The sequence below is a fragment of the Amycolatopsis sp. NPDC004747 genome, assembly GCF_053601335.1.
The window spans coordinates 157531-177033 of sequence record NZ_JBSGBQ010000001.1 but is presented as its reverse complement, the minus strand read 5'-3'; the positions used below and the strand labels follow the sequence as shown (position 1 = coordinate 177033).

Genomic DNA, 19503 nt, shown 5'->3' with positions numbered 1-19503 from the left:
CCGTTGCCCTGCGCCGGGGTCAACGCCCGGACGGCGAAGGCGCCGCGACTCGGGCGAGTCACGGCGCCTTCGCGCGAGCGGGTACCGCTACTTGTTCTGGACGTGCTGCCAGCCGAAGCGGCCCTTGATGCAGAGGTTCCCGTGGGTGACCGAGCTGTCGTGCGGAGACGTCACCTTCACGATCTCGTTGTCCTGGACGTGCAGCGTCAGGGTGCAGCCGACCCCGCAGAACGTGCAGACCGTCGTGGTCCGCTTCTGCCGGGACTCGTCCCAGGTACCGTCTTCGCGCTTGTCGTACTCGCGCTTGAAGCCGAGCGCGCCGGTCGGGCAGACCTCGACGCAGTTGCCGCAGTACACGCAGGCACTGTCCGGCAAGGGGTTGGAGAACTCCGTCGAGATCCGGGCGTCGAAGCCGCGGCCGGCCACGCTGATCGCGAACGAGTTCTGCCACTGGTCGCCGCACGCGTCGACGCACTTGTAGCAGAGGATGCACTTCGCGTAGTCCCGGACGTACAGTTCGTTGTCCACCAGGGCCGGTTGGGCCACTGTCGCCGCGTCCGGGCCGAAGCGGTCCGGGTCGGCGCCGGTCTCCGCCAGCCACTGCGCGACACCGGGCGTCGTCGACAGGTCCGTCGCCGAGGCCAGGAGTTCGAGGACCACCTTGCGGCTCGTGCGCGTCCGTTCGGAATCGGTGTGCACCACCATGCCGGGCTCGGCCTTGCGCGAGCACGACGGCACGAGCGTCCGCGAACCCTCGACCTCGACCATGCAGACGCGGCAGGCGTTCGCCGGTTTCAGGGTATCGCCGTAGCAGAGCGTCGGGATCGCCTTGCCCGCCGCCGTGCACGCGTCGAGGATCGTCGAGCCTTCGGGCGCGCGGACCGGCTCACCGTCCACAGTGAACTCGACGATCCGCTTGGGCAGCCCGAGGTCCACAGTGCTCATTGCAGGGCCCCCAGCCGGTCGATGGCGGACTCGATGGCGTTCCACGCGGTCTGGCCGAGGCCGCAGATCGACGAGTCCCGCATGACGCCGCCCACTTCCCGGAGCAGCGGCCGTTCCTCGGTGCCGGCGGCGAGGACGCGCCGGATGGCTTCTTCCTGGCGCACGGTCCCGATCCGGCAGGGGACGCACTGGCCGCACGACTCGTCGCGGAAGAACTCCGCGATCCGCAGCAGGAACCCGCCGAGGTCGGCCAGGTCGTCGAGGACCAGGACGACGCCCGAGCCGAGGGTCGTCTTCGCCGCCCGCGCGTCCTCGAACGTCAGCGGCAGGTCCAGCTCGTCCGGCCGGACGAACCCGCCGGCCGCGCCGCCCAGCAGCACCGCCCGCAGCGACCGGCCCTTCGGCACTCCCCCGGCCATGGCCAGCAGCTCCCGCAGGGTCGTCCCGAACGGTACTTCGTATACCCCCGGTCGTTCGACGTTGCCGGACAGGCAGAACAGCTTCGGCCCGGCCGAGGACTCGGTGCCGATGGCCCGGTAGGCGGCCGCGCCTTGGGTCAGGATCAGCGGCACGTTGACCAGGGTCTCGACGTTGTTGACCACGGTCGGTTTGCCGAACAGCCCCTGCTCGGCCGGGAACGGCGGTTTGGTGCGGGGTTCGCCGCGGAAGCCTTCGATCGAGTTGAAGATCGCGGTCTCCTCGCCGCAGATGTAGGCGCCCGCGCCGCGCCGGATCTCGATGTCGAAGGCGAACCCCTGGTGTCCCATGATGTCCACGCCGAGGAACCCGCGTTCGCGGCAGACCTCCAGTGCGTTCCGCAGCAGCCGGAGCGCCCGGGGATACTCACCGCGCAGGTAGACGTACCCCTGCCGGGCCCCGATGGCGAAGGCGGTGATCGTCATGGACTCCACCAGCGCGAACGGGTCGCCTTCCAGGATCACCCGGTCCTTGAACGTGCCGGGCTCGCTCTCGTCGGCGTTGCACACCAGGTAGTGCGGCCCGGCGGGCTGGGCGGCGGTGGCCGCCCACTTGCGCCCGGTCGGGAACGCGGCGCCGCCGCGGCCGAGCAGGCCCGAGTCGGTGACCTCGCGGGTCACCGCGGCCTGGCCCATCTTCAAGGCGTTGCGCAGGGCGGCATATCCGCCGGACGCGCGGTAGTCGTCCACACTGGACGGATCGACCACCCCGACCCGGCGCAGCAGCCGCAGGCCGTCCCGCTGGTGGATCACCGGGGGCGCCCCTTCGTCCGCGGGCAGCCGCCGGGCGGCGAGCACGGCCGAGGCGCCGGTCGCCGGGGCGAGCAGCTCGGTCGTCGCCGGGTCGCCGGCCTGGAACGTCAGCGCCGCGGGGGCCCGCTCGCAGACGCCGAGGCACGGGCTGCGCAGCCACGTGACCCCGCCGCGTGCCTTCCCCGCGGCGCCGACGTGCTCAGTCAGCACATCGCATACAGTATGCGCTCCGCTGATCCGGCAGGCCAGGTCGGTGCACACGCGCAGCACCCGCTCCGGGCGCTCCTCCAGCGCGAACAGCGAGTAGAAGCTCGCCACGCCGTACGCGTCGGCGGGCGGCACGTGCAGCGTCTCGCAGATGAGGTTGAGGGCGCCCTGGCTGATCCAGCCGACCCGGTCGTTGACCGCGTGCAGGGCCGGGAGCAGCTGGTCACGGCCGCCGCCGGCGAACCCGGCGACCGCTTCCCGCTCTTCGCGCGACGCGACGGCGTCCAGCAGCTTGAGGTCCACTTCAGGCTCCCAGTTCCTGGAGCTTGTCGACGCGGATCGCCGCGGCCTTGTACTCGGCGGTCCCGGCGACCGGGCAGGTGGCTTCGATGGTGATGACGTTGACGTCGACCTCGTCCGGGAAGTGGAAGGTCATGAACGCGAGCCCGGGTTTCAGCCCCTTGTCCAGCCGGACCGGCGCGACGATCTCCCCGCGCCGGGACGAGATCCGGACCAGTTCGCCGGGCTCGACGCCCAGCGACCGCGCGTCCTCGGGGCAGAGGTCGAGGGTCTCCCCCTGCCGCAGTGGCGACGGGAACCCGCCGGACTGGACGCCGGTGTTGTAGGAGTCGAGCCGCCGTCCGGTGGTGAGCCGGATCGGGAACTCCTCGGTGAGCAGGTCGACCGGCGGGCGGTGTCCGATGACCGTGAACGGTGCCGGGCGGCCGCGTTCGGCCGGGTCGTCGGCCCAGAGCCGGGCGTGCAGGAACGTCGGTTCGAGGGTGTCTTCGGAGTAGCACGGCCATTGGATCCCGTCGAGCTCTTCGAGCCGTGCATACGACATACCGGCGTGCATCGGCGACAGCGACCGCAGCTCGTCCCAGACCTCTTCGCCGCCCGTGTAGTACCAGTCGTGCCCGAGCCGGCGAGCCAGCTCCGACAGCAGCTCGATGTCGTCGCGGGCGCCTTCCGGCGGCTCGAGGGCCTTGCGGACGCGCTGGACCCGCCGTTCGGAGTTGGTGAAGGTCCCGTCGCTTTCGCACCAGGCCGCCGTCGCCGGCAGCACGACGTCGGCCAGCTGCGCGGTCTTGGTGAGGAAGATGTCCTGCACGACCAGGTGGTCGACGTCGGCCAGCCGCTTGATCGTGTGCGCGCAGTCCGCTTCGGACTGCACCGGGTTCTCGCCGATGATGTACACGCACGTCAGGTCGCCGCGGTCCATCGCGTCGAGCATCTGCGTGAGGTTGAGGCCCGGGCGCGGCGGGATCGACGAACCCCACGCCGTGTCGAACTTCGCGCGGACGTTCGCGTCGAGGACGTCCTGGAAGCCCGGCAGCCGGTCCGGGATGGCACCCATGTCGCCGCCGCCCTGGACGTTGTTCTGCCCGCGCAGGGGGTTCAGCCCGGCGCCGTAGCGGCCGACCTGCCCGGTCAGCAGGGCGAGGTTGATCAGGGCGAGGACGTTGTCGGTGCCGTTGTGGTGCTCGGTGATGCCGAGGGTCCAGGACAGCTGGGCGCGGTCGGCGCGGGCGTAGGCGTGGGCGAGTTCGCGGATCAGCCCGGCCGGCACGCCGGTGGTCTTTTCGGCGGCCTCCGGCGTCCACGGTTCGACCGAGGCGGCGAACTCGGCGAACCCCTCGGTGGCGCGTTCGACGAACGTCGTGTTGGCCAGTCCGGAGTGGATGATCTCCCGGGCGATGGCGTGCGCGAGCGGGATGTCGGTGCCGACTTCGAGCTGCAGCTGCCGGTGCGCCCAGCTCGCCGTGCTGGTCTGCCGCGGGTCGACGACGAACAGCTTCGCTCCCTTGTGGACGGCCTTGAGCACGTGGTGGAAGAAGATCGGGTGCGCTTCGCGGGGGTTGCCGCCCCAGATCACGATGACGTCCGCGTCCTCGATCTCCTGGTAGGACGACGTGCCGCCGCCGCTGCCGAACACCCGGGCCAGCCCGGCGACGCTCGGCGCGTGGCAGGTGCGGTTGCACGAGTCGACGTTGTTCGTGCCGATCACGGCCCGGGTGAACTTCTGCGCGACGAAGTTCATTTCGTTGGTGGCGCGGGCGCACGAGAACATCCCGAACGCCTCGGGCCCCTTGGCGTCCAGGGTGCGGCGGATCCCGGCGGCGGCCCGGTCGAGGGCCTCCTCCCAGGTGGCCGGCCGCAGCACGCCGGAATCGCGCACCAGGGGCCGGGTGAGCCGGACGTACGGCTCGGTGTTCCTGCGCTTCACGGGGGACCTCCGGTCAGTGCGCCCCGACGGGGACGTTGCTGGTGCGGTCGAGCAGGGAAACGGCGGCGTGGACGTGCCGCAGGGCGGGCGCGGGAACGCCGGTGAGGCCGGCCAGCTCGACGACCGCGCCGATGATCGCGTCGATCTCGAGGGGCTTGCCCGCTTCCAGGTCCTGCAGCATCGACGTCTTGTGGTGGCCGACGCGCCGGGCGCCGTCGATGCGCTTCTCCACGGAGATCCGCGGGTCGGCGCCGGCCGCGCGGGCGATCTCCAGCGTTTCGGCCATCATCGTGGCGACGAGCTCGCGGGTGTCCTCGTGCTCGCACATCTGGGCCATGGTCGCCCGGGTCAGCGCCGAGAGCGGGTTGAAGGCGACGTTGCCCATCAGCTTGATCCAGATGTCGTCGCGCAGGTCGGCCTCGACCGGCGCCTTCAGCCCGCCGGCGATCATCGCCGCGCTGAGCACCTTGGCCCGCGCCGAGATTTTGCCGTCCGGTTCGCCGAGGGAGAACCGGGTGCCTTCGAGGTGCCGGATGACGCCCGGCTCCTCGATGACCGTCGAGCAGTAGACGACGCAGCCGATCGCCCGGCGCAGCTCGAGCACCGCGGTCACCGAGCCGCCGGGGTCGACGGTCTCGACCCGCTGCCCTTCGAGCGGGTGGCCGCGCAGGCCGTGGAAGTACCACCACGGGATGCCGTTCTGCGCGGCCACCACCGCGGTCTCCGGGCCGAGCAGCGGGGCGAGGAGGGCGCCGCACGTGGCGTAGGAGTTGGCTTTCAGGCCGAGGAACACGAAGTCGGCCTCGCCCACCTCGGCGGGGTCGTCCGTGACGTGCGGGTGGGCGGTGAAGTCGCCGCGCGGGCTGAGCACGCGGACGCCGTGCTCGCGCATGGCCGCGAGGTGGGCCCGGCGGGCGATCAGGTGCACCTCGGTTCCGCCGCGGTGCAGCGCGGCCCCGACGTAGGCGCCGATCGCCCCGGCCCCGAGAACAGCCACTTTCATTCTGCGCCTCCAAGGTTCCCCACATTGCATACAGTATCCTGGATCCTCTACCGCGACCAGGCTTTCTCTTCCAAACCACCCAGGCGGCGCACCAAAGACCGACAAATCAGACACTCAGGGTCACTTCTTCGGCCGCGGTTGATCCACCTCGCCACACGGCCACCCCTAGCCGGGTGAGTTCTGGGATTTTGCATACCAAAACCTGTATCCTGGTGGCCGATCACCGCTCTTCTCTTCGACTCGAGGTGTCCCGTGAGCCAGCCCGCTTCTCCGTTGCCCGACCGCGGCCCGACCGGCCGCCGCACGGCCAAGGGCTCGCTCAGCTCGACCGCCGCCAAGCGCGTCGAGCGGCCCGCGCCGCTGCGGCAGGTCGTCTACGAAGCGCTCGCTGAGCTGATCATCAACCGCACCCTCGAACCCGGGCAGCACCTGGTCGAGGCCGATCTCGCCGAGTACCTGGGCGTCAGCAGGCAGCCTGTCCGCGAGGCCCTGCAGCGGTTGCAGAGCGAAGGCTGGGTCGACCTCCGTCCCGCCCAGGGCGCGTTCGTGCACCTGCCCACCGACGAGGAGGCCGACCAGCTGCTGAGCGTCCGCAGCGTGCTGGAGACGCACTCCGCGAAGCTCGCCGCCGGCAACGCCACACCCGACGACGTCCGGCGGCTGTGGGAGCTGCAGCAGGCCGGGGTCGACGCGCTGCACGCGGAGGACACCGAAGGCCTGGTGGCGGCGAACGCGGCCCTCCACGCGTTCATCACCGAACTGTCCGGGAACGCGGTGCTCGCGGAGCTGATCGGCCTGGTCGACCGCCGGGTCCGCTGGTACTACACGCCGATCGCCCGCCCCCGCGGCCGCGACGCGTGGAACGAGCACGACGAGCTGATCCACGCCATCTCCGACGGCGACACCGGGGCGGCCGAGCAGATCATGGCCAAGCACACCGAACGGACCCGCCAGGCCTACCACGAACGCACGGAGGCTCCCCGGTCCTGACGGTGTGGTCCGCGAGGCCACGCACTCCGGCAGGAAGAGGTCGCCGGACCTGCAGCAGGCCAAGCGACGCTGGCCCACCCGGTCAGGTCGACCCGGCCGGGTGAGCACCAGCCCGCAGGACTAACCGCCCGCGGCGGCGGAGGGTCGCGCCACCAGCCCGGTTTCCGCGGCCTGGTGGCGTGGCCGGCCCGGTTGGCGCAGGAACAGCGTCAGCAGCGCCGAAAGCACCGCGATGCAGCCGGCCAGCACGTACGCCCCGGTGTAGCCCCACGCGCTGATGACCCCTGCGGCCAGCCCGCCGCCGCCGACGCCGCCGACCAGTTTTGCGCTGTAGACCAGGCCGTAGTTCGATGCGTTGTTGTTCTCGCCGAAGTAGTCCGGCACGAGCGCCGCGAACAGCGGGTAGAAGGCGCCGCCACCGAAACCGGTCAAGAACGCGAACACCATGAACAGCACCAGGTTGTGCGTGTTTCCTGCATACAAAACACCGAACTGGGCGCCGCCGGCGATCAGGAGCACGATTGTCAGCGTCTGGCGCCTGCCGAGCTTGTCCGACGCCCAGCCGACGACCGCGCGGCCGGTGCCGTTCACGATCGCCAGCACCCCGGCCGACGAAGCCGCGACGAACGCGCCGAAGTGGCTCTCCTTGGCGAACGGCACCTGGAAGTTGATGCCGAACAGCGACACCCCGCCGATGATCACCAGGCACACCCACATCAGCGGGAGCATGCCCGTCCGGATGGCCTCCACCGGCGTGAACTGGCGGACCGCGGGCGGGTTCTTCGCCAGGCTCTTCACCCCGGCGTTGCCCTTCGCCCAGGAAATCGGGTCGACCTCCTTCGGCCACCAGCTCTTCGGCGGGTCCTTGAACAGGAACCCGCAGACGCCGACGACGACCAGCATGTACAGGCCGATGCCGTCCAGCACCCCGGTGACGTTCTCGTGCCCGAGGAACGCGCTGAACAGGTAGATGAACGGCACCGAACCGTAGGCGAACCCGCCGTTGACGAACCCGGTGCGCGCGCCGCGCTTCTCCGGGTACCACTTGCCGACCATGTTGATGCAGGTCGCATACACGAGCCCGGCGCCGGTGCCGCCGAGGACCGAGTACCCGACGAACGCCAGCGTGAGGTTGCCGCTGTGCGCGATGGTGAAGTAGCCGATGCCGCTGAACAGGGCACCGAGCAGCATCGCCGTCCTGGCCGAGACGACGTTGCGTTCCCGGAGGCGCCCGGCCGGGAACGCCACCCCGGCCTGGAACACCGCCCAGATGCTCGCCAGCCAGAACGCGTCCGACAGCGTCCAGCCGTACTTCTCTTCGAGGGTGCCTTCGACGGCGCCCCAGCCGTACTCGAACACGCTGACCGCCATCATCGCGATCCACGGCAGCCAGACCATCCAGCTGCGCGAGCGTCCCATGATGTCGTGCGCGGACTCGCCGACCCGGTAGATTCTTCCGTTCTCGTCAACTATCTCCTGGTACGTGGCTGCAGTCATGAGAGTTCTCCTTCGTCACCGTTGACTCAGGTTCGAAAGCAGGCCCGCGGCCCGCGCCCAGCGGTACTTCGCGCCGAGCACCGCCACGGGCTTCTCGGTCGTGTAGGGATACGCGACGACGCCGCGGTCGTACAGGTGAGCGCTCGCCTCCTCGACTTCGACGTCACCGGACAGGGACGCGACAACCGGCTTGTGGATCCCCTTCGCGCGGTACTCCGCGACCACTTCGGACACCAGTTCCGCGAACACCATCGGCGGGGTGACGATGGTGTGCCAGTAGCCCAGGATCAGGGCGTGGACGCGGTCGTCCTCGAGACCCAGCGCGATCGTGTTGCGGTAGGTCGAGGGCGGTTCGCCACCGGTGATGTCGACCGGGTTGCCTGCCGCGCCGAACGGCGGGATGAACTTCCGGAACGCCTCGTCCAGGTCCGGCGGGATCGCCATCAGGTCGAGCCCGTTGTCGACGCAGGCGTCCGAGAGCAGCACGCCCGAACCGCCGGCGCCGGTGATGATGACGACGTTCTCCCCCTGCGGCGTGGGCAGCAGGGGGATGCCCCTGGCGTATTCGAGCAGGTCGTTCAGCCCGGGCGCCCGGATCACCCCGCTCTGGCGGAGGACGTCGTCGTAGACCTTGTCGTTGCCGGCCAGCGCGCCGGTGTGCGAACTCGCCGCCTTCGCGCCCTGGGACGTCCGGCCCGCCTTCAGCACGACGACCGGCTTGCGCCGCGAGACCCGCTTCGCCGTCTCCGCGAACGCCCGGCCGTCCTTGAGGTCTTCGAGGTGCATGGCGATGAGCTCGGTGTGCTCGTCGTGCTCGAAGAACGTGAGCAGGTCGTCTTCGTCGAGGTCCGCCTTGTTGCCGACGCCGACGATCGAGGAGACACCCATCTTCGCCGACCGGCTGAAGCCGAGGATCGCCATCCCGATGCCGCCGCTCTGCGACGAGAGCGCCACGCCGCCCTTGACGTCATACGGTGTACAGAATGTCGCCGACAGGTTCTCCGGTGTGTAGTAGTAGCCGTAGATGTTGGGCCCGAGGATGCGCACGCCGTGCCTGCGGGCGATCGCGACGACCTCGTCCTGCAGTTCGACGTTGCCGGTTTCGCCGAACCCGGACGGGATGAGGATCGCGCCCGCCACGCCCTTCCGGCCGGCTTCTTCGAGCGCCGCGGGGACGAACTTCGCCGGGATGGCGAACACCGCGACGTCGACGTCACCCGGGACGTCGGTGATGCTCGGGTGGGCCTTGCGGTCGAGGATCTCCGCGGCCTTGGGGTTGATCGGGTGGATCTCCCCCGCGTAGCCGCCGTCGACGAGGTTCCTCAGCACCGAGTTGCCGATCTTCCCGGCTTCGGCCGACGCGCCGATCACCGCGACCGACGCCGGCTTCATGATCCGGTTCATGGCGGCGAGGATCTCCTCCTGGGTGAACCGGTGCGGCTCCTTCGCGGCGTCCGGGTCGATCAGGATGCGGACGTCGACCGCGGTCGCCCCTCGCGGGGTCGCGAGCACCGGGTTGAGGTCCACTTCGGACAGCTGCGGGAAGTCGGTGACGAGCTCGCCGAGGCCGGTGATCACGGCGGCGAGCGCGGCACGGTCGACCGGATCCGATCCGCGGACACCCCGGAGGATTTCGGCCGCTTGGATACCGTCGACCATCGACAGTGCCTCTTCGGTCGACGTCGGCGCGAGCCGGAACGTGACGTCCTTGAGCACCTCGACCAGGACGCCGCCGAGGCCGAACGCGACGATCTTGCCGAAGGCCGGGTCGGTGACCGAGCCGACGATCACCTCCTGGCCTTCGGTGAGCATCTGCTGCACCTGGACGCCGAGGATCTTCGCGTCGGCGCGATAGGCCTGGACATTGGCTACGATTTGTGTGAATCCCGCGGATACTGCATCCACGTCGTTCAGCCCGACGAGGACGCCGCCGGCCTCGGTCTTGTGCAGGATGTCCGGGGAGACGATCTTGAGCACCACCGGCAGCCCGATGGCTTCGGCGTGCGCCACCGCCTCCTCGGCCGTGGCGGCCAGCCGCTCGGCCGGGGTCGGGATACCGTAGGCCTCGCAGACCGCACGCCCCTCGGGCGCGGTCAGCGACGAACGGCCCTCGGCGGCCGCCTGTTCCAGGATCTTTTCGACCGCCGTGCGATCGCCCACGTCAGATCACCCCCGCCGCGCGGAACTCGTCGAGCTCCGCTTCGCTGTAGCCGAGTTCGGCCAGTACTTCGTCGTTGTGCTCGCCGAGCAGCGGCGAGCGTTCGATCTCGACGGGCGAGTCGGACAGCTTGAGCGGGCAGCCGACGGTCTTGAAGCTGCCGCGTTCGGGGTGCGCGACCTCGACGACCGAGCCGAGCTCGGCCAGCGTCTCGTCCTCGATCAGTTCCTTCGTGGACAGGATCGGGCCGCACGGGATGTTGCAGGCGTTGAGCTTCTCCATCACCTCCCACTTGGTGTGCCGCTCGGTCCACTCTTCGACGAGCGCGAACATCTTGTCCAGTTTGGACAGCCGGACCTCGGGGGTGGCCCAGGCCGGGTCGTCGGCCAGCTCGGCCTTGCCGATCAGGCGGGCGAGCGGGGCCCAGCCGGGTGGCTGGACGATCACGTAGATGTAGTCGTTCGGGCCGCCGGGCGCGCACTTGACCGCCCAGCCGGGCTGGCCGCCGCCGGAGGCGTTGCCCGAGCGCGGGACCTCGTCGCCGAACTGGTCGTTCGGGTACTCCCCCAGCGGGCCGTGGGCCAGCCGCTGCTGGTCGCGCAGCTTGACGCGGCACAGGTTCAGCACGGCGTCCTGCATGGCGACCTGGACGCGCTGGCCGCGGCCGGTGGCGGTGCGCTGGTACAGCGCGGCGAGGATGGCGGCCACCAGGTGGATGCCGGTGCCGGAGTCGCCGATCTGCGCGCCGGTGGCGGTCGGCGGCCCGTCCTCGAAGCCGGTGGTGCTCATCGCGCCGCCCATGGCCTGCGCGACCACTTCGTAGGCCTTGAAGCCCGCGTACCGGCCGGGGCCGAACCCCTTGATCGAGGCGTAGACCAGCCGCGGGTTGAGCGCGGCCAGCTTCTCCCACGGGTAGCCGAACCGGTCGACCACGCCCGGGCCGAAGTTCTCCACCAGGACGTCCACCCCGGACACGAGCTTTTCGAAGATCTCCTTGCCTTCGGGACTCTTCATGTTGAGCGTGATGCTGCGCTTGTTCGCGTTCAGCATGGTGAAGTAGAGACTGTCCACTCCGGGCAGGTCGCGCAGCTGCCCGCGGGTGATGTCGCCGCGGCCGGGGGTTTCCAGCTTGATCACGTCCGCGCCGAGCCAGGCGAGCAGCTGTGTCGACGACGGACCGGACTGCACGTGGGTCATGTCGAGGACGCGGACGCCCTCCAGTGCCTTGCCCATGCTCTGGCCTCCGCTCACTTGTACATGGTCTGGTTCATGGTTCCGGGGGCGTACACGTCGGGATCGACCCAGACGTTGATCAGCGACGGCTTGCCCGACTCGCGGGCCCGCAGCAACGCCGGCCCGATGTCGGCCGGGTCGCGGACCTCTTCGCCGTGGCCGCCGAGCATCCGGGCGAACTCGTCGTAGCGGACGTCGCCGAGGGTGTTGCCGACGCGTTCGCGCGGCAGGCCGTACTTCGCGGCCTGGCCGTAGCGGATCTGGTTCATCGACGAGTTGTTGCCGACGATCCCGACGAACGGCAGGTCGAACCGCACGAGCGTCTCGAAGTCCCAGCCGGTGAGGCTGAAGGCGCCGTCGCCGAAGAGGGCGACGACTTCCTTGTCCGGGCGCGCGTGCTTGGCGGCCAGGACGAACGGGACGCCGACGCCGAGCGTCCCGAGTGGACCGGGGTCCATCCAGTGCCCGGGTGCCTTCGGCTGGACGACCTGGCCGGAGAAGGTGACGATGTCGCCGCCGTCGCCGATGTAGATCGAGTCCTCGGTGAGGAACTCGTTGATCTCGTGGACCAGCCGGTACGGGTGGATCGGGCGCGCGTCGGAGTGCTGCAGCGGCAGCCGCTTCTGCTTCGCCTTTTCCTCCACGGCCTGGAGTTCTTCGAGCCAGGTCTTGCGGCCGACGGCGCCGTTGTCGGCGCGGCCGGAGACGGCTTCGGCGACGGCGGCGAGCACCTGGCCGGCGTCGCCGACGATGCCGAGGTCGATGTCGCGGTTCTTGCCGACCGTGCGGTAGTCGAGGTCGATCTGGGCGACGGTGGCGTCCTTCGACAGCCGCTTGCCGTAGCCCATCCGGAAGTCGAACGGGGTGCCGACGATGACGATGACGTCGGCGTTGTCGAAGGCGTACCGGCGCGAAAGCTGGAAGTGGTGCGGGTCGCCCGGTGGCAGCGTGCCGCGGCCGGCGCCGTTCAGGTACGCCGGGATGTTGAGCGTCCGGACGAGTTCCGTCGCCGGGCCGGTCGCCCGCGTGGTCCAGACCTGGCTGCCGAGCAGGACGGCCGGCTTCTTGGCGTGCACCAGCAGGTCGGCGAGCTTCTCGACGTCAGCCGGGTCGCCCGCGTTCTTCGTCGACGCCCGGTAGCGGCCGGCTTCGGGGATGCGGGCGTCCTGGAGCGGGACGCGCGCGTCGAGGACGTCACGCGGGATCTCCAGGAAGGACGGCCCGGGCGCGCCGGCGTAGGCCTCGCGGAACGCCATGCTCACCAGGTCGGCGACCCGCGCGGTGTGCGGCACGGTGGCGGCGAACTTCGTGATCGGCGCCATCATGTCCACGTGCGGGAGGTCCTGCAGGGACCCCATCTTGTGCTGGGTCAGCGCGCCCTGGCCGCCGATCAGCAGCATCGGGCTCTCGGCGCGCAGCGCGTTCGCGACTCCGGTGACCGCGTCGGTGGTGCCCGGCCCGGCCGTGACCACCGCGCAGCCGGGCTTGCCGGTGATCCGCGCGTAGCCGTCGGCCGCGTGCGCCGCGACCTGTTCGTGCCGGACGTCGATGACCTCGATGCCTTCGTCGACGCAGCCGTCGTAGATGTCGATGATGTGGCCGCCGCACAGGGTGAAGATCGTGTCGACCCCTTCGGCCTTCAACGCCTTCGCCACCAGGTGGCCGCCGGATATCCCGGCGGGCTCGGCGCCGCCGGTCGCGGCGGCACGCTCCCCCGCGGTGGTGCCGGTCGTGGTCAGCGCCATGGCTCAACTCCTCTGGTTCGCCGCCGGATCTCTCTTGTCCGGCGGGTGGGTGTCGCCTTTTCTCCGAGGTCAGCGGCCCCTTCGCGGCAGACTGTAGATTGCATACCGTATGGGGTAGGCATATAGTCACTCTTCGAGCCGACTGTGTCCAGGGCCATCCGCAGGGTTTTTCCGGACTCGAATCCGGCCCTCGCGGACCACCGCTCGACGCCCTTCGCCCTGCCCCGCCGCGGAAAGGACGCTCCCGCATGGACCTCTTCGAACACGAAGCCCGCAACCTCTTCGAGAAGCACGGTGTGCCGGTCCCCCGCGGCCTGGTCGCCGCAGATCCCGCCCAGGCCCGTTCGGCGGCCGCCGCCCTCGGTGGCCCTGTCGTGGTCAAGGCCCAGGTCAAAACCGGCGGGCGTGGCAAGGCGGGCGGCGTCCGCGTGGTGCATACAGCCGACGACGCCGAACAGGCCGCCGACGACATCCTCGGGATGGTCATCAAGGGCCACACCGTGCACCGCGTCCTGGTGACCGAGGCCAGCGTCATTTCGGACGAGTACTACCTCTCCTTCCTGCTCGACCGTGCCGGGCGCCGGTTCCTCGCCATGGCTTCGGCCGAAGGCGGGATGGAGATCGAGGAAGTCGCGGCCACCCGGCCGGACGCACTCGTCCGGGTGCCGGTGGATCCGCTGACCGGGGTCGACGCGGCCGCGGTGGCGGCCGCGTTCCCCGCCGGCGTTCGCACCGAGGTGGCCGGGGTCGTGGAGCGGCTGTGGCAGGTGTTCGTCGCCGAGGACTGCACGCTCGTCGAAGTCAATCCCCTGGCGCTCACGGCCACCGGGATCGTCGCGCTCGACGGCAAGATCACGCTGGACGACAACGCCTCCTTCCGGCGGTCCTCGCCGTTCGACGACACTTCGGACGGTCATCCCCTCGAGCGTTCCGCGCGCGCGAAGGGCCTCAACTACGTCAAGCTCGACGGCGACATCGGCGTGATCGGCAACGGCGCGGGCCTGGTCATGTCCACTTTGGACGTCGTGGCGGCGGCCGCGGCCGAAGCGGGCGCGCGGGGACCGGCGAACTTCCTCGACATCGGCGGCGGGGCGTCGGCGCAGGTGATGGCCGACGGCCTGACCGTCGTCCTCGGCGACCCGCAGGTGCGCAGCGTGTTCGTCAACGTCTTCGGCGGCATCACCGCGTGCGACGCGGTGGCGACCGGGATCGTGCGGTCGCTCGGGATCCTGGGTTCGCGGGCGGCCAAGCCGCTGGTCGTCCGGCTCGACGGGAACAACGTCACCGAAGGCAGGCGGATCCTCGCCGAAGCCGCCCACCCCCTGGTCACCGTGGTGGCCACCATGGACGACGCCGCCCGCGAGGCGGCGAAGCTCGCGATCGCGGAGGTCTGAGCCGTGGCCATCTTCCTGGACGAGCACAGCCGGGTCGTCGTCTCCGGCATCACCGGTTCCGAAGGCGCGAAGCACACGCTGCGGATGCTCGCCGCCGGGACGAACGTCGTCGGTGGCGTCAACCCGCGCAAGGCCGGGCAGCAGGTGGAGTTCTCCGGTCGTTCGCTCCCGGTCTTCGGCAGCGTCGCGGACTCGATGGCGGCGACGGGGGCGGATGTCTGCGTGCTGTTCGTGCCGCCGCCGTTCGTCGCCGAAGCCGTGATCGAAGCGGTGGACGCGGGCATCGGGCTCGCCGTGGTGATCACCGAAGGCGTCCCGGTGCACGACAGCGCGCGGCTGTGGGCGCACGCCGTCGCGGCCGGCGGGCGGACCCGGATCATCGGCCCGAACTGCCCCGGCATCATCTCCCCGGGCCGGTCGAACGCCGGGATCATCCCGGCAGGCATCACCGGCCCCGGCCGGATCGGCCTGGTGTCGAAGTCCGGAACCCTGACCTACCAGCTCATGCACGAGCTGCGGGACATCGGGTTCTCGACGTGCGTCGGCATCGGCGGCGACCCGATCGTCGGGACCACGCACATCGACGCGGTCGAGGCGTTCGAGAAGGACCCGGACACCGATCTGATCGTGCTGATCGGCGAAATCGGCGGCGACGCCGAGGAGCGGGCCGCCCGGTTCGTGCGGGCGAACGTGGCGAAGCCGGTCGTCGGGTACGTGGCGGGGTTCACCGCCCCCGAAGGCAAGACGATGGGCCACGCGGGCGCGATCGTCTCGGGCTCGGCGGGGACCGCGGCGGCCAAGAAGGAGGCTCTGGAGGCAGCGGGGATCCGGGTCGGCCGGACGCCGAGCGAGACGGCGGCGCTGGCCCGCGAGCTGCTGGGCTGATGGAACTGCGCCAGCTGGCGGTGGTGGTGGCGGTCGCCGAGGAAGGCGGGTTCACGGCGGCCGCCCAGCGCCTGCGGACGGTCCAGTCCACGGTGTCCACAGTGGTCCGGGCGTTGGAGCGGGACCTGGGCACGCCGCTGTTCCACCGCACGACGCACCGGGTGGTCCTGACGCCCGCGGGCGAGGCGTTCGTCCCGGCCGCGCGGGCGGCGCTCGAGGCGGCGGAGCGAGCCCGGGCGGCGGTGTCCCCCGTGGACGGACGCGTGCGGCTCGGGGTGTGCCCGGGCTTGCTGGCCGACCTACACCGCACGCTGGCCCGGCTGCGGCAGGCGCACCCGGGTTTGGGGGTGGAGATCCGGCAGGTGCGGCCGGAAGGAATGCGCCACGGCCTGGCAGGGTCCACTGTGGATGTGGTGCTGACCCCAGCGGCCGAGGTCGCCGGCGGACCGGCGGCCATCGCCGTCACCCTCCTCCCCGCCGAAGAGCTCGTTCTCGCCACCGCGCCCGGCGGCTCGCGCTCCGCCCCCGCCGATCTCTCCGCACTCTCCCTCGTGGACTTCCCGCCGGGCTGGGCGATCCGCGAAGCCGCCGACCGCGCCTTCCCGCAGCGCCGGATCTCGCTGGAGGTCGACGATCTCGCCGTGGCCGCCGGGCTCGTGCGGGCCGGGCTCGCCGCCTGCGTCCTGCCCGTCTCCGCCGCCGCCCGGTTCCCCGATCTCACCGTGCGGCGGTTCGAACGGCCCCTCCCCTGGCAGCTCGCCGCCGTGCACCGGGCTGCGGCCGGGCCTGCCGTGACCGCCGTGCTCGCTCAGCTCGGCTGAAGACCCAGCCGGTCCGGTCGCGTGTAGACGTTCATCGACGTCCCGCGCAGGAAGCCGACCAGCGTCAAGCCCAGCTCGGCGGCCAGGTCCACCGCCAGCGACGACGGCGCCGACACCGCGGCCAGCAACGGGATCCCGGCCAGCGCCGCCTTCTGCACCAGCTCGAACGACGCCCGCCCGCTCACCATCAGCGCCGTGCCGGACAGCGGGAGCCCGCCCTCGCGGGTGGCCCAGCCGACGACCTTGTCCACCGCGTTGTGCCGTCCGACGTCCTCGCGCAGGCACCGCAGCTGCCCGCCGGCGTCGAACAGGGCCGCCGCGTGGAGACCGCCGGTGCGCTCGAAGACCCGTTGTGCCGCGCGGAGTTCGTCCGGCAGCGAAGCCAGCGCCGCCGGGTCGGTCGCGAACGGGTCGTCGGCGACCGGCCAGGTGGCCGACGTGCGCACGGCGTCCAGGCTCGCCTTGCCGCACAGCCCGCACGACGACGTCGTGTAGAAGTTCCGCTCGACCGAGGCGTCCGGCGGCGCGACGCCCTCGGCGAGCACCACGTCGAGGACGTTGTACGTGTTGCCGGACGAACTCCGAGCGGCGCCGGCGCAGTAGCGGATCGACCGGATGTCGGCCGCCGCGCGCACCACGCCCTCGCCGACCAGGAACCCCGCGGCGAGGTCGAAGTCGTCGCCCGGGGTTCGCATCGTGATCGTCAGTGCCTTGCCCGCCACCCGGATCTCGAGCGGTTCTTCGACGGTCAGCGTGTCCGGCCGCACGGTGTGCCCGCCCTCGTGGACGCGCAGCACCCGCCGCCTGCTGGTCATCCGTCCCACGTCACGCCACCGGCAGCAGCGACCCGGGGCGGCCCGGCTGGGACAGCCGCCCGGACAGCACCGCACCGGCCAGGCTCAGCACCCCGGCCACGACGAACCCCTGCTCCGTCACGACGAGCGCGGCCGGCCCGATGCCCACGACCGCGCCGACGGCCTTCGCGCTGTAGAGGATCCCGAAGTTCTGCGCCGCCGACTCCTCGCCGAAGTACTCGCGCACCAGGCCGATGAGCAGCGTGTAGCAGCAGCCGCTGCCGAGACCGGCCAGCGCGACGCCCACCAGCAAGCCGGTGGCGTGCCGGTGTTCACCGGAGTACCACAGGACGAACTGGGCGACCCCGCCCGCGAGCAGGCCGAAGCGCAGGATCCGGTGGCGGCCGAGGCGATCGGCGAACCGTCCGATGAGGACACGGCCGCCGCCGGTGGCCGCGGCGAGCAACACCAGCGCGGCCGCGGCGAGCCCGCGCCCGTTGCGCGCGGTGGTGAAGGTGGCCAGGTAGGCGAGGTCGAACAGCAGGACGGCGGCCGCGAGCACCACGACGAGGTACAGCGAAAGCGTCGTCCCGCAACGGAACAGTTCCGCCGGCCGGTAGTGCCGGACCGCGGGGCGCCGGTTGTGCGCCCGGTCGAGCGCCCAGGTCCGGGGTTCCGGCGTGGTGGGCCACCAGTGCCGCGGTGGGTACCGCAGCAGCGCGGCGGACCCGGCGATGACGGCGAACACCACGGCGGCGGTGACGTCCAAGAGCACCGGACGCGCGGCCGGCAGGGCGGCGGCGAGCACGACGAAGGGGACGCTGCCGCAGGCGAAAGCTCCGCTCACGACGCCGGCACGCGGGCCGGTGCGGTCCGGGAACCAGGCCAGCACGGCGCCGACGCAGGTCGCATACACCAGACCGGTGCCGAGCCCGCCGAGCACGGAGTAGCCGAGGAACACGACCGTCAGGCTGCTCGCGTGGCCGAGCGTCAGGAGCCCGGCGGCGCACAGGAGCGCCCCGGCGGCCATTGCCGCGGGTGCGGGGAGCAGGCCGCGTTCGCGCAGCCACGCCACGGGGAAGGCGACCCCGGCCTGGCAGACCGCCCACAGCGCGAGCGAAAGGACGATCCCGCCGAAGGTCCAGCCGGGCTGCCGGCTCAGCAACGGCACGATGGCACCGAAGCCGTACTGCTGCACCCCGGCCGCGAGCATCGCCGCCGCGGCGACGACGGTGATCCACGCCCGCGGCCGGCCGAGCAGGTCCCGGTCGGACTCGCCGACGCGGTACCGCCGTCCGTGGACGTCCCGGACCTCACGCACCTCGGCCATGACGACCGCCTCCCACCCAGACTGAAGATTGTATGCAGTATGGAGTAGTCCGAGTGTGCGCCCATGAGGGTTGGTTGTCTACCAAAGACGACCGGCGATGCCCGGATGGCCGAGTGCAAGGGGGAACGCCCGGCACCCCATCGACGCGCACAAGGAGGCGAGCCGAGGCCTGAGCGTTCGGGAAAGAGCCCTAGGAGAAGGAAGCACTCCGGAGAGTCAGGAGGCGGGAGGGGCGCCCGGAGCGGTTTCGCCCACCGCGAAGGGGGAGGCGGCCCGGTGGCCATCGAGGGAGGAGGCGACCACCGGACCGTGCTCCACCGCGGTACCGGCCGCGTGGAGCACTGACAGTCTGGCCATCGAAGCCGCTCTCCGACAAGCTTTCGGCCCTGCCCGGCAGGCGAGATGCCCGTTTGGCGGCGCCAGAAGCGTCTTCGCCGTCCACATCGAACCGCAGGGGTGACAGTGAGGCACCGGAGCAGCACCCAATGCGACCTGCCGGACCCGGACGACGGCCGGCCGGTGAAGCCGCGCCGGGTGGCGCCACCTCACCGGCACGGGGGGTTCAAGCCTTCTTGCGCGTCGCTCGCTTGCGCGCCGGCTTGGCCTCGGCCGGCTCGGCCGCGGCGGCCTGGTCGGCCTCGAAGCCCGCGATGATCTCGCTGGACAGCCGGCCGCGCTCGGCCACCTCGTAGCCGTTCGCCTGCGCCCATTCGCGGATCTGCCGGTTGCGCTCGCGGTCGGTGCCCGAGCCGGACGGGCCGGACAGCGACTGGCCGGTCGCCAGGCGGACCTTGCGGCCGCCGATGCGCCGCGCGGCGGCGACGTAGCGAGCCAGCTCGTCCCGCAGCGCGGAGGCGTTGTCCTCGGACAGGTCGATCTCGTAGGTCACCCCGTCGAGGCTGAAGGGGACGGTCTGCGAAGCCTCGCTGCCGTCGAGGTCGTCCACCATCTGGACCTGAACCCGTTGCGCCATGATTCGTCGTTCCTCATCTTCTCCAGAACACGGTCGGACTGACCCTAACCTGTCGAACTCATGCCCGGCACA

15 protein-coding genes are annotated in these 19503 nt (G+C 71.1%); 4 read left to right on the top strand and 11 right to left on the bottom strand.

Going from position 1 to position 19503, the window contains the following annotated elements:
* Nucleotides 1–87 precede the first annotated feature (87 nt).
* From ACWEGE_RS00735 to ACWEGE_RS00720, 4 genes are read right to left on the bottom strand one after another with little or no spacing between them, the layout of a single operon-like run.
* Nucleotides 88–945, bottom strand: coding sequence for a 2Fe-2S iron-sulfur cluster-binding protein (locus tag ACWEGE_RS00735; RefSeq protein ID WP_449658348.1), 858 nt, complete (start codon nucleotides 943–945; stop codon nucleotides 88–90).
* Complete coding sequence (locus ACWEGE_RS00730) at nucleotides 942–2684, bottom strand: NAD(P)H-dependent oxidoreductase subunit E (protein WP_449658347.1); 1743 nt, start codon at nucleotides 2682–2684, stop codon at nucleotides 942–944. The genes ACWEGE_RS00735 and ACWEGE_RS00730 overlap by 4 nt, the downstream gene beginning before the upstream one ends.
* Nucleotide 2685: 1 nt before the next feature.
* Entirely contained in the window at nucleotides 2686–4608 is a 1923-nt protein-coding gene (locus ACWEGE_RS00725; RefSeq protein ID WP_449658346.1) for a molybdopterin oxidoreductase family protein, read from the bottom strand.
* A 13-nt stretch (nucleotides 4609–4621) separates the two neighbouring features.
* On the bottom strand, nucleotides 4622–5611 hold the full coding sequence (locus ACWEGE_RS00720; RefSeq protein ID WP_449658345.1) for a 2-dehydropantoate 2-reductase: 990 nt from the start codon (nucleotides 5609–5611) through the stop codon (nucleotides 4622–4624).
* A 252-nt stretch (nucleotides 5612–5863) separates the two neighbouring features.
* Here ACWEGE_RS00720 and ACWEGE_RS00715 point away from each other — a divergent pair, with 252 nt between their 5' ends.
* Entirely contained in the window at nucleotides 5864–6601 is a 738-nt protein-coding gene (locus ACWEGE_RS00715; protein WP_449658344.1) for a GntR family transcriptional regulator, read from the top strand.
* A 120-nt stretch (nucleotides 6602–6721) separates the two neighbouring features.
* Here the strand turns inward: ACWEGE_RS00715 and ACWEGE_RS00710 are convergent, their stop codons facing one another.
* The 4 genes from ACWEGE_RS00710 to ACWEGE_RS00695 are packed head-to-tail and all read right to left on the bottom strand — an operon-like array spanning nucleotide 6722 to nucleotide 13234.
* Entirely contained in the window at nucleotides 6722–8098 is a 1377-nt protein-coding gene (locus tag ACWEGE_RS00710) for an OFA family MFS transporter (protein WP_449658343.1), read from the bottom strand.
* Between the two features lie 15 nt (nucleotides 8099–8113).
* Nucleotides 8114–10258: an acetate--CoA ligase family protein gene (locus tag ACWEGE_RS00705; protein ID WP_449658342.1), complete on the bottom strand. Its 2145-nt coding sequence runs from the start codon at nucleotides 10256–10258 to the stop codon at nucleotides 8114–8116.
* A gap of 1 nt (nucleotide 10259) precedes the next feature.
* On the bottom strand, nucleotides 10260–11489 hold the full coding sequence (gene frc / locus ACWEGE_RS00700) for a formyl-CoA transferase (protein ID WP_449658677.1): 1230 nt from the start codon (nucleotides 11487–11489) through the stop codon (nucleotides 10260–10262).
* Between the two features lie 14 nt (nucleotides 11490–11503).
* Nucleotides 11504–13234: a thiamine pyrophosphate-binding protein gene (locus ACWEGE_RS00695; protein WP_449658341.1), complete on the bottom strand. Its 1731-nt coding sequence runs from the start codon at nucleotides 13232–13234 to the stop codon at nucleotides 11504–11506.
* A 248-nt stretch (nucleotides 13235–13482) separates the two neighbouring features.
* Here ACWEGE_RS00695 and sucC point away from each other — a divergent pair, with 248 nt between their 5' ends.
* From sucC to ACWEGE_RS00680, 3 genes are read left to right on the top strand one after another with little or no spacing between them, the layout of a single operon-like run.
* A complete protein-coding gene (gene sucC / locus ACWEGE_RS00690) occupies nucleotides 13483–14628 on the top strand; it encodes an ADP-forming succinate--CoA ligase subunit beta (protein WP_449658340.1) in 1146 nt (381 codons plus the stop codon).
* Between the two features lie 3 nt (nucleotides 14629–14631).
* A complete protein-coding gene (gene sucD, locus ACWEGE_RS00685) occupies nucleotides 14632–15513 on the top strand; it encodes a succinate--CoA ligase subunit alpha (RefSeq protein WP_449658339.1) in 882 nt (293 codons plus the stop codon).
* The gene (locus tag ACWEGE_RS00680) at nucleotides 15513–16334 is read left to right on the top strand and encodes a LysR family transcriptional regulator (RefSeq protein WP_449658338.1); all 822 of its coding nucleotides are present in this window, start codon (nucleotides 15513–15515) and stop codon (nucleotides 16332–16334) included. Before sucD ends, ACWEGE_RS00680 begins: the two co-directional genes overlap by 1 nt.
* Here the strand turns inward: ACWEGE_RS00680 and fdhD are convergent.
* The 3 genes from fdhD to ACWEGE_RS00665 form a co-directional block, all read right to left on the bottom strand.
* Nucleotides 16322–17158: a formate dehydrogenase accessory sulfurtransferase FdhD gene (gene fdhD / locus ACWEGE_RS00675; RefSeq protein ID WP_449658337.1), complete on the bottom strand. Its 837-nt coding sequence runs from the start codon at nucleotides 17156–17158 to the stop codon at nucleotides 16322–16324. The two genes, ACWEGE_RS00680 and fdhD, sit on opposite strands and share 13 nt — an antisense overlap.
* A gap of 1 nt (nucleotide 17159) precedes the next feature.
* Nucleotides 17160–18458 carry an OFA family MFS transporter gene (locus ACWEGE_RS00670; protein WP_449658336.1) on the bottom strand — a complete coding sequence of 433 codons (1299 nt, stop codon included), beginning with the start codon at nucleotides 18456–18458 and terminating at the stop codon, nucleotides 17160–17162.
* A gap of 562 nt (nucleotides 18459–19020) precedes the next feature.
* Nucleotides 19021–19431 carry a histone-like nucleoid-structuring protein Lsr2 gene (locus ACWEGE_RS00665; protein ID WP_449658335.1) on the bottom strand — a complete coding sequence of 137 codons (411 nt, stop codon included), beginning with the start codon at nucleotides 19429–19431 and terminating at the stop codon, nucleotides 19021–19023.
* Between the last annotated feature and the right edge of the window lie 72 nt (nucleotides 19432–19503).

Excerpts from the sequence above, each read along its gene's own strand:
- ACWEGE_RS00735 (WP_449658348.1), bottom strand. The coding sequence starts at position 945 with ATGAGCACTGTGGACCTCGGGCTGCCCAAGCGGATCGTCGAGTTCACT.
- ACWEGE_RS00720 (WP_449658345.1), bottom strand. The coding sequence starts at position 5,611 with ATGAAAGTGGCTGTTCTCGGGGCCGGGGCGATCGGCGCCTACGTCGGG.
- ACWEGE_RS00710 (WP_449658343.1), bottom strand. The coding sequence starts at position 8,098 with ATGACTGCAGCCACGTACCAGGAGATAGTTGACGAGAACGGAAGAATC.
- frc (WP_449658677.1), bottom strand. The coding sequence starts at position 11,489 with ATGGGCAAGGCACTGGAGGGCGTCCGCGTCCTCGACATGACCCACGTG.
- ACWEGE_RS00695 (WP_449658341.1), bottom strand. The coding sequence starts at position 13,234 with ATGGCGCTGACCACGACCGGCACCACCGCGGGGGAGCGTGCCGCCGCG.
- sucC (WP_449658340.1), top strand. The coding sequence starts at position 13,483 with ATGGACCTCTTCGAACACGAAGCCCGCAACCTCTTCGAGAAGCACGGT.
- ACWEGE_RS00680 (WP_449658338.1), top strand. The coding sequence starts at position 15,513 with ATGGAACTGCGCCAGCTGGCGGTGGTGGTGGCGGTCGCCGAGGAAGGC.
- ACWEGE_RS00670 (WP_449658336.1), bottom strand. The coding sequence starts at position 18,458 with ATGGCCGAGGTGCGTGAGGTCCGGGACGTCCACGGACGGCGGTACCGC.
- ACWEGE_RS00665 (WP_449658335.1), bottom strand. The coding sequence starts at position 19,431 with ATGGCGCAACGGGTTCAGGTCCAGATGGTGGACGACCTCGACGGCAGC.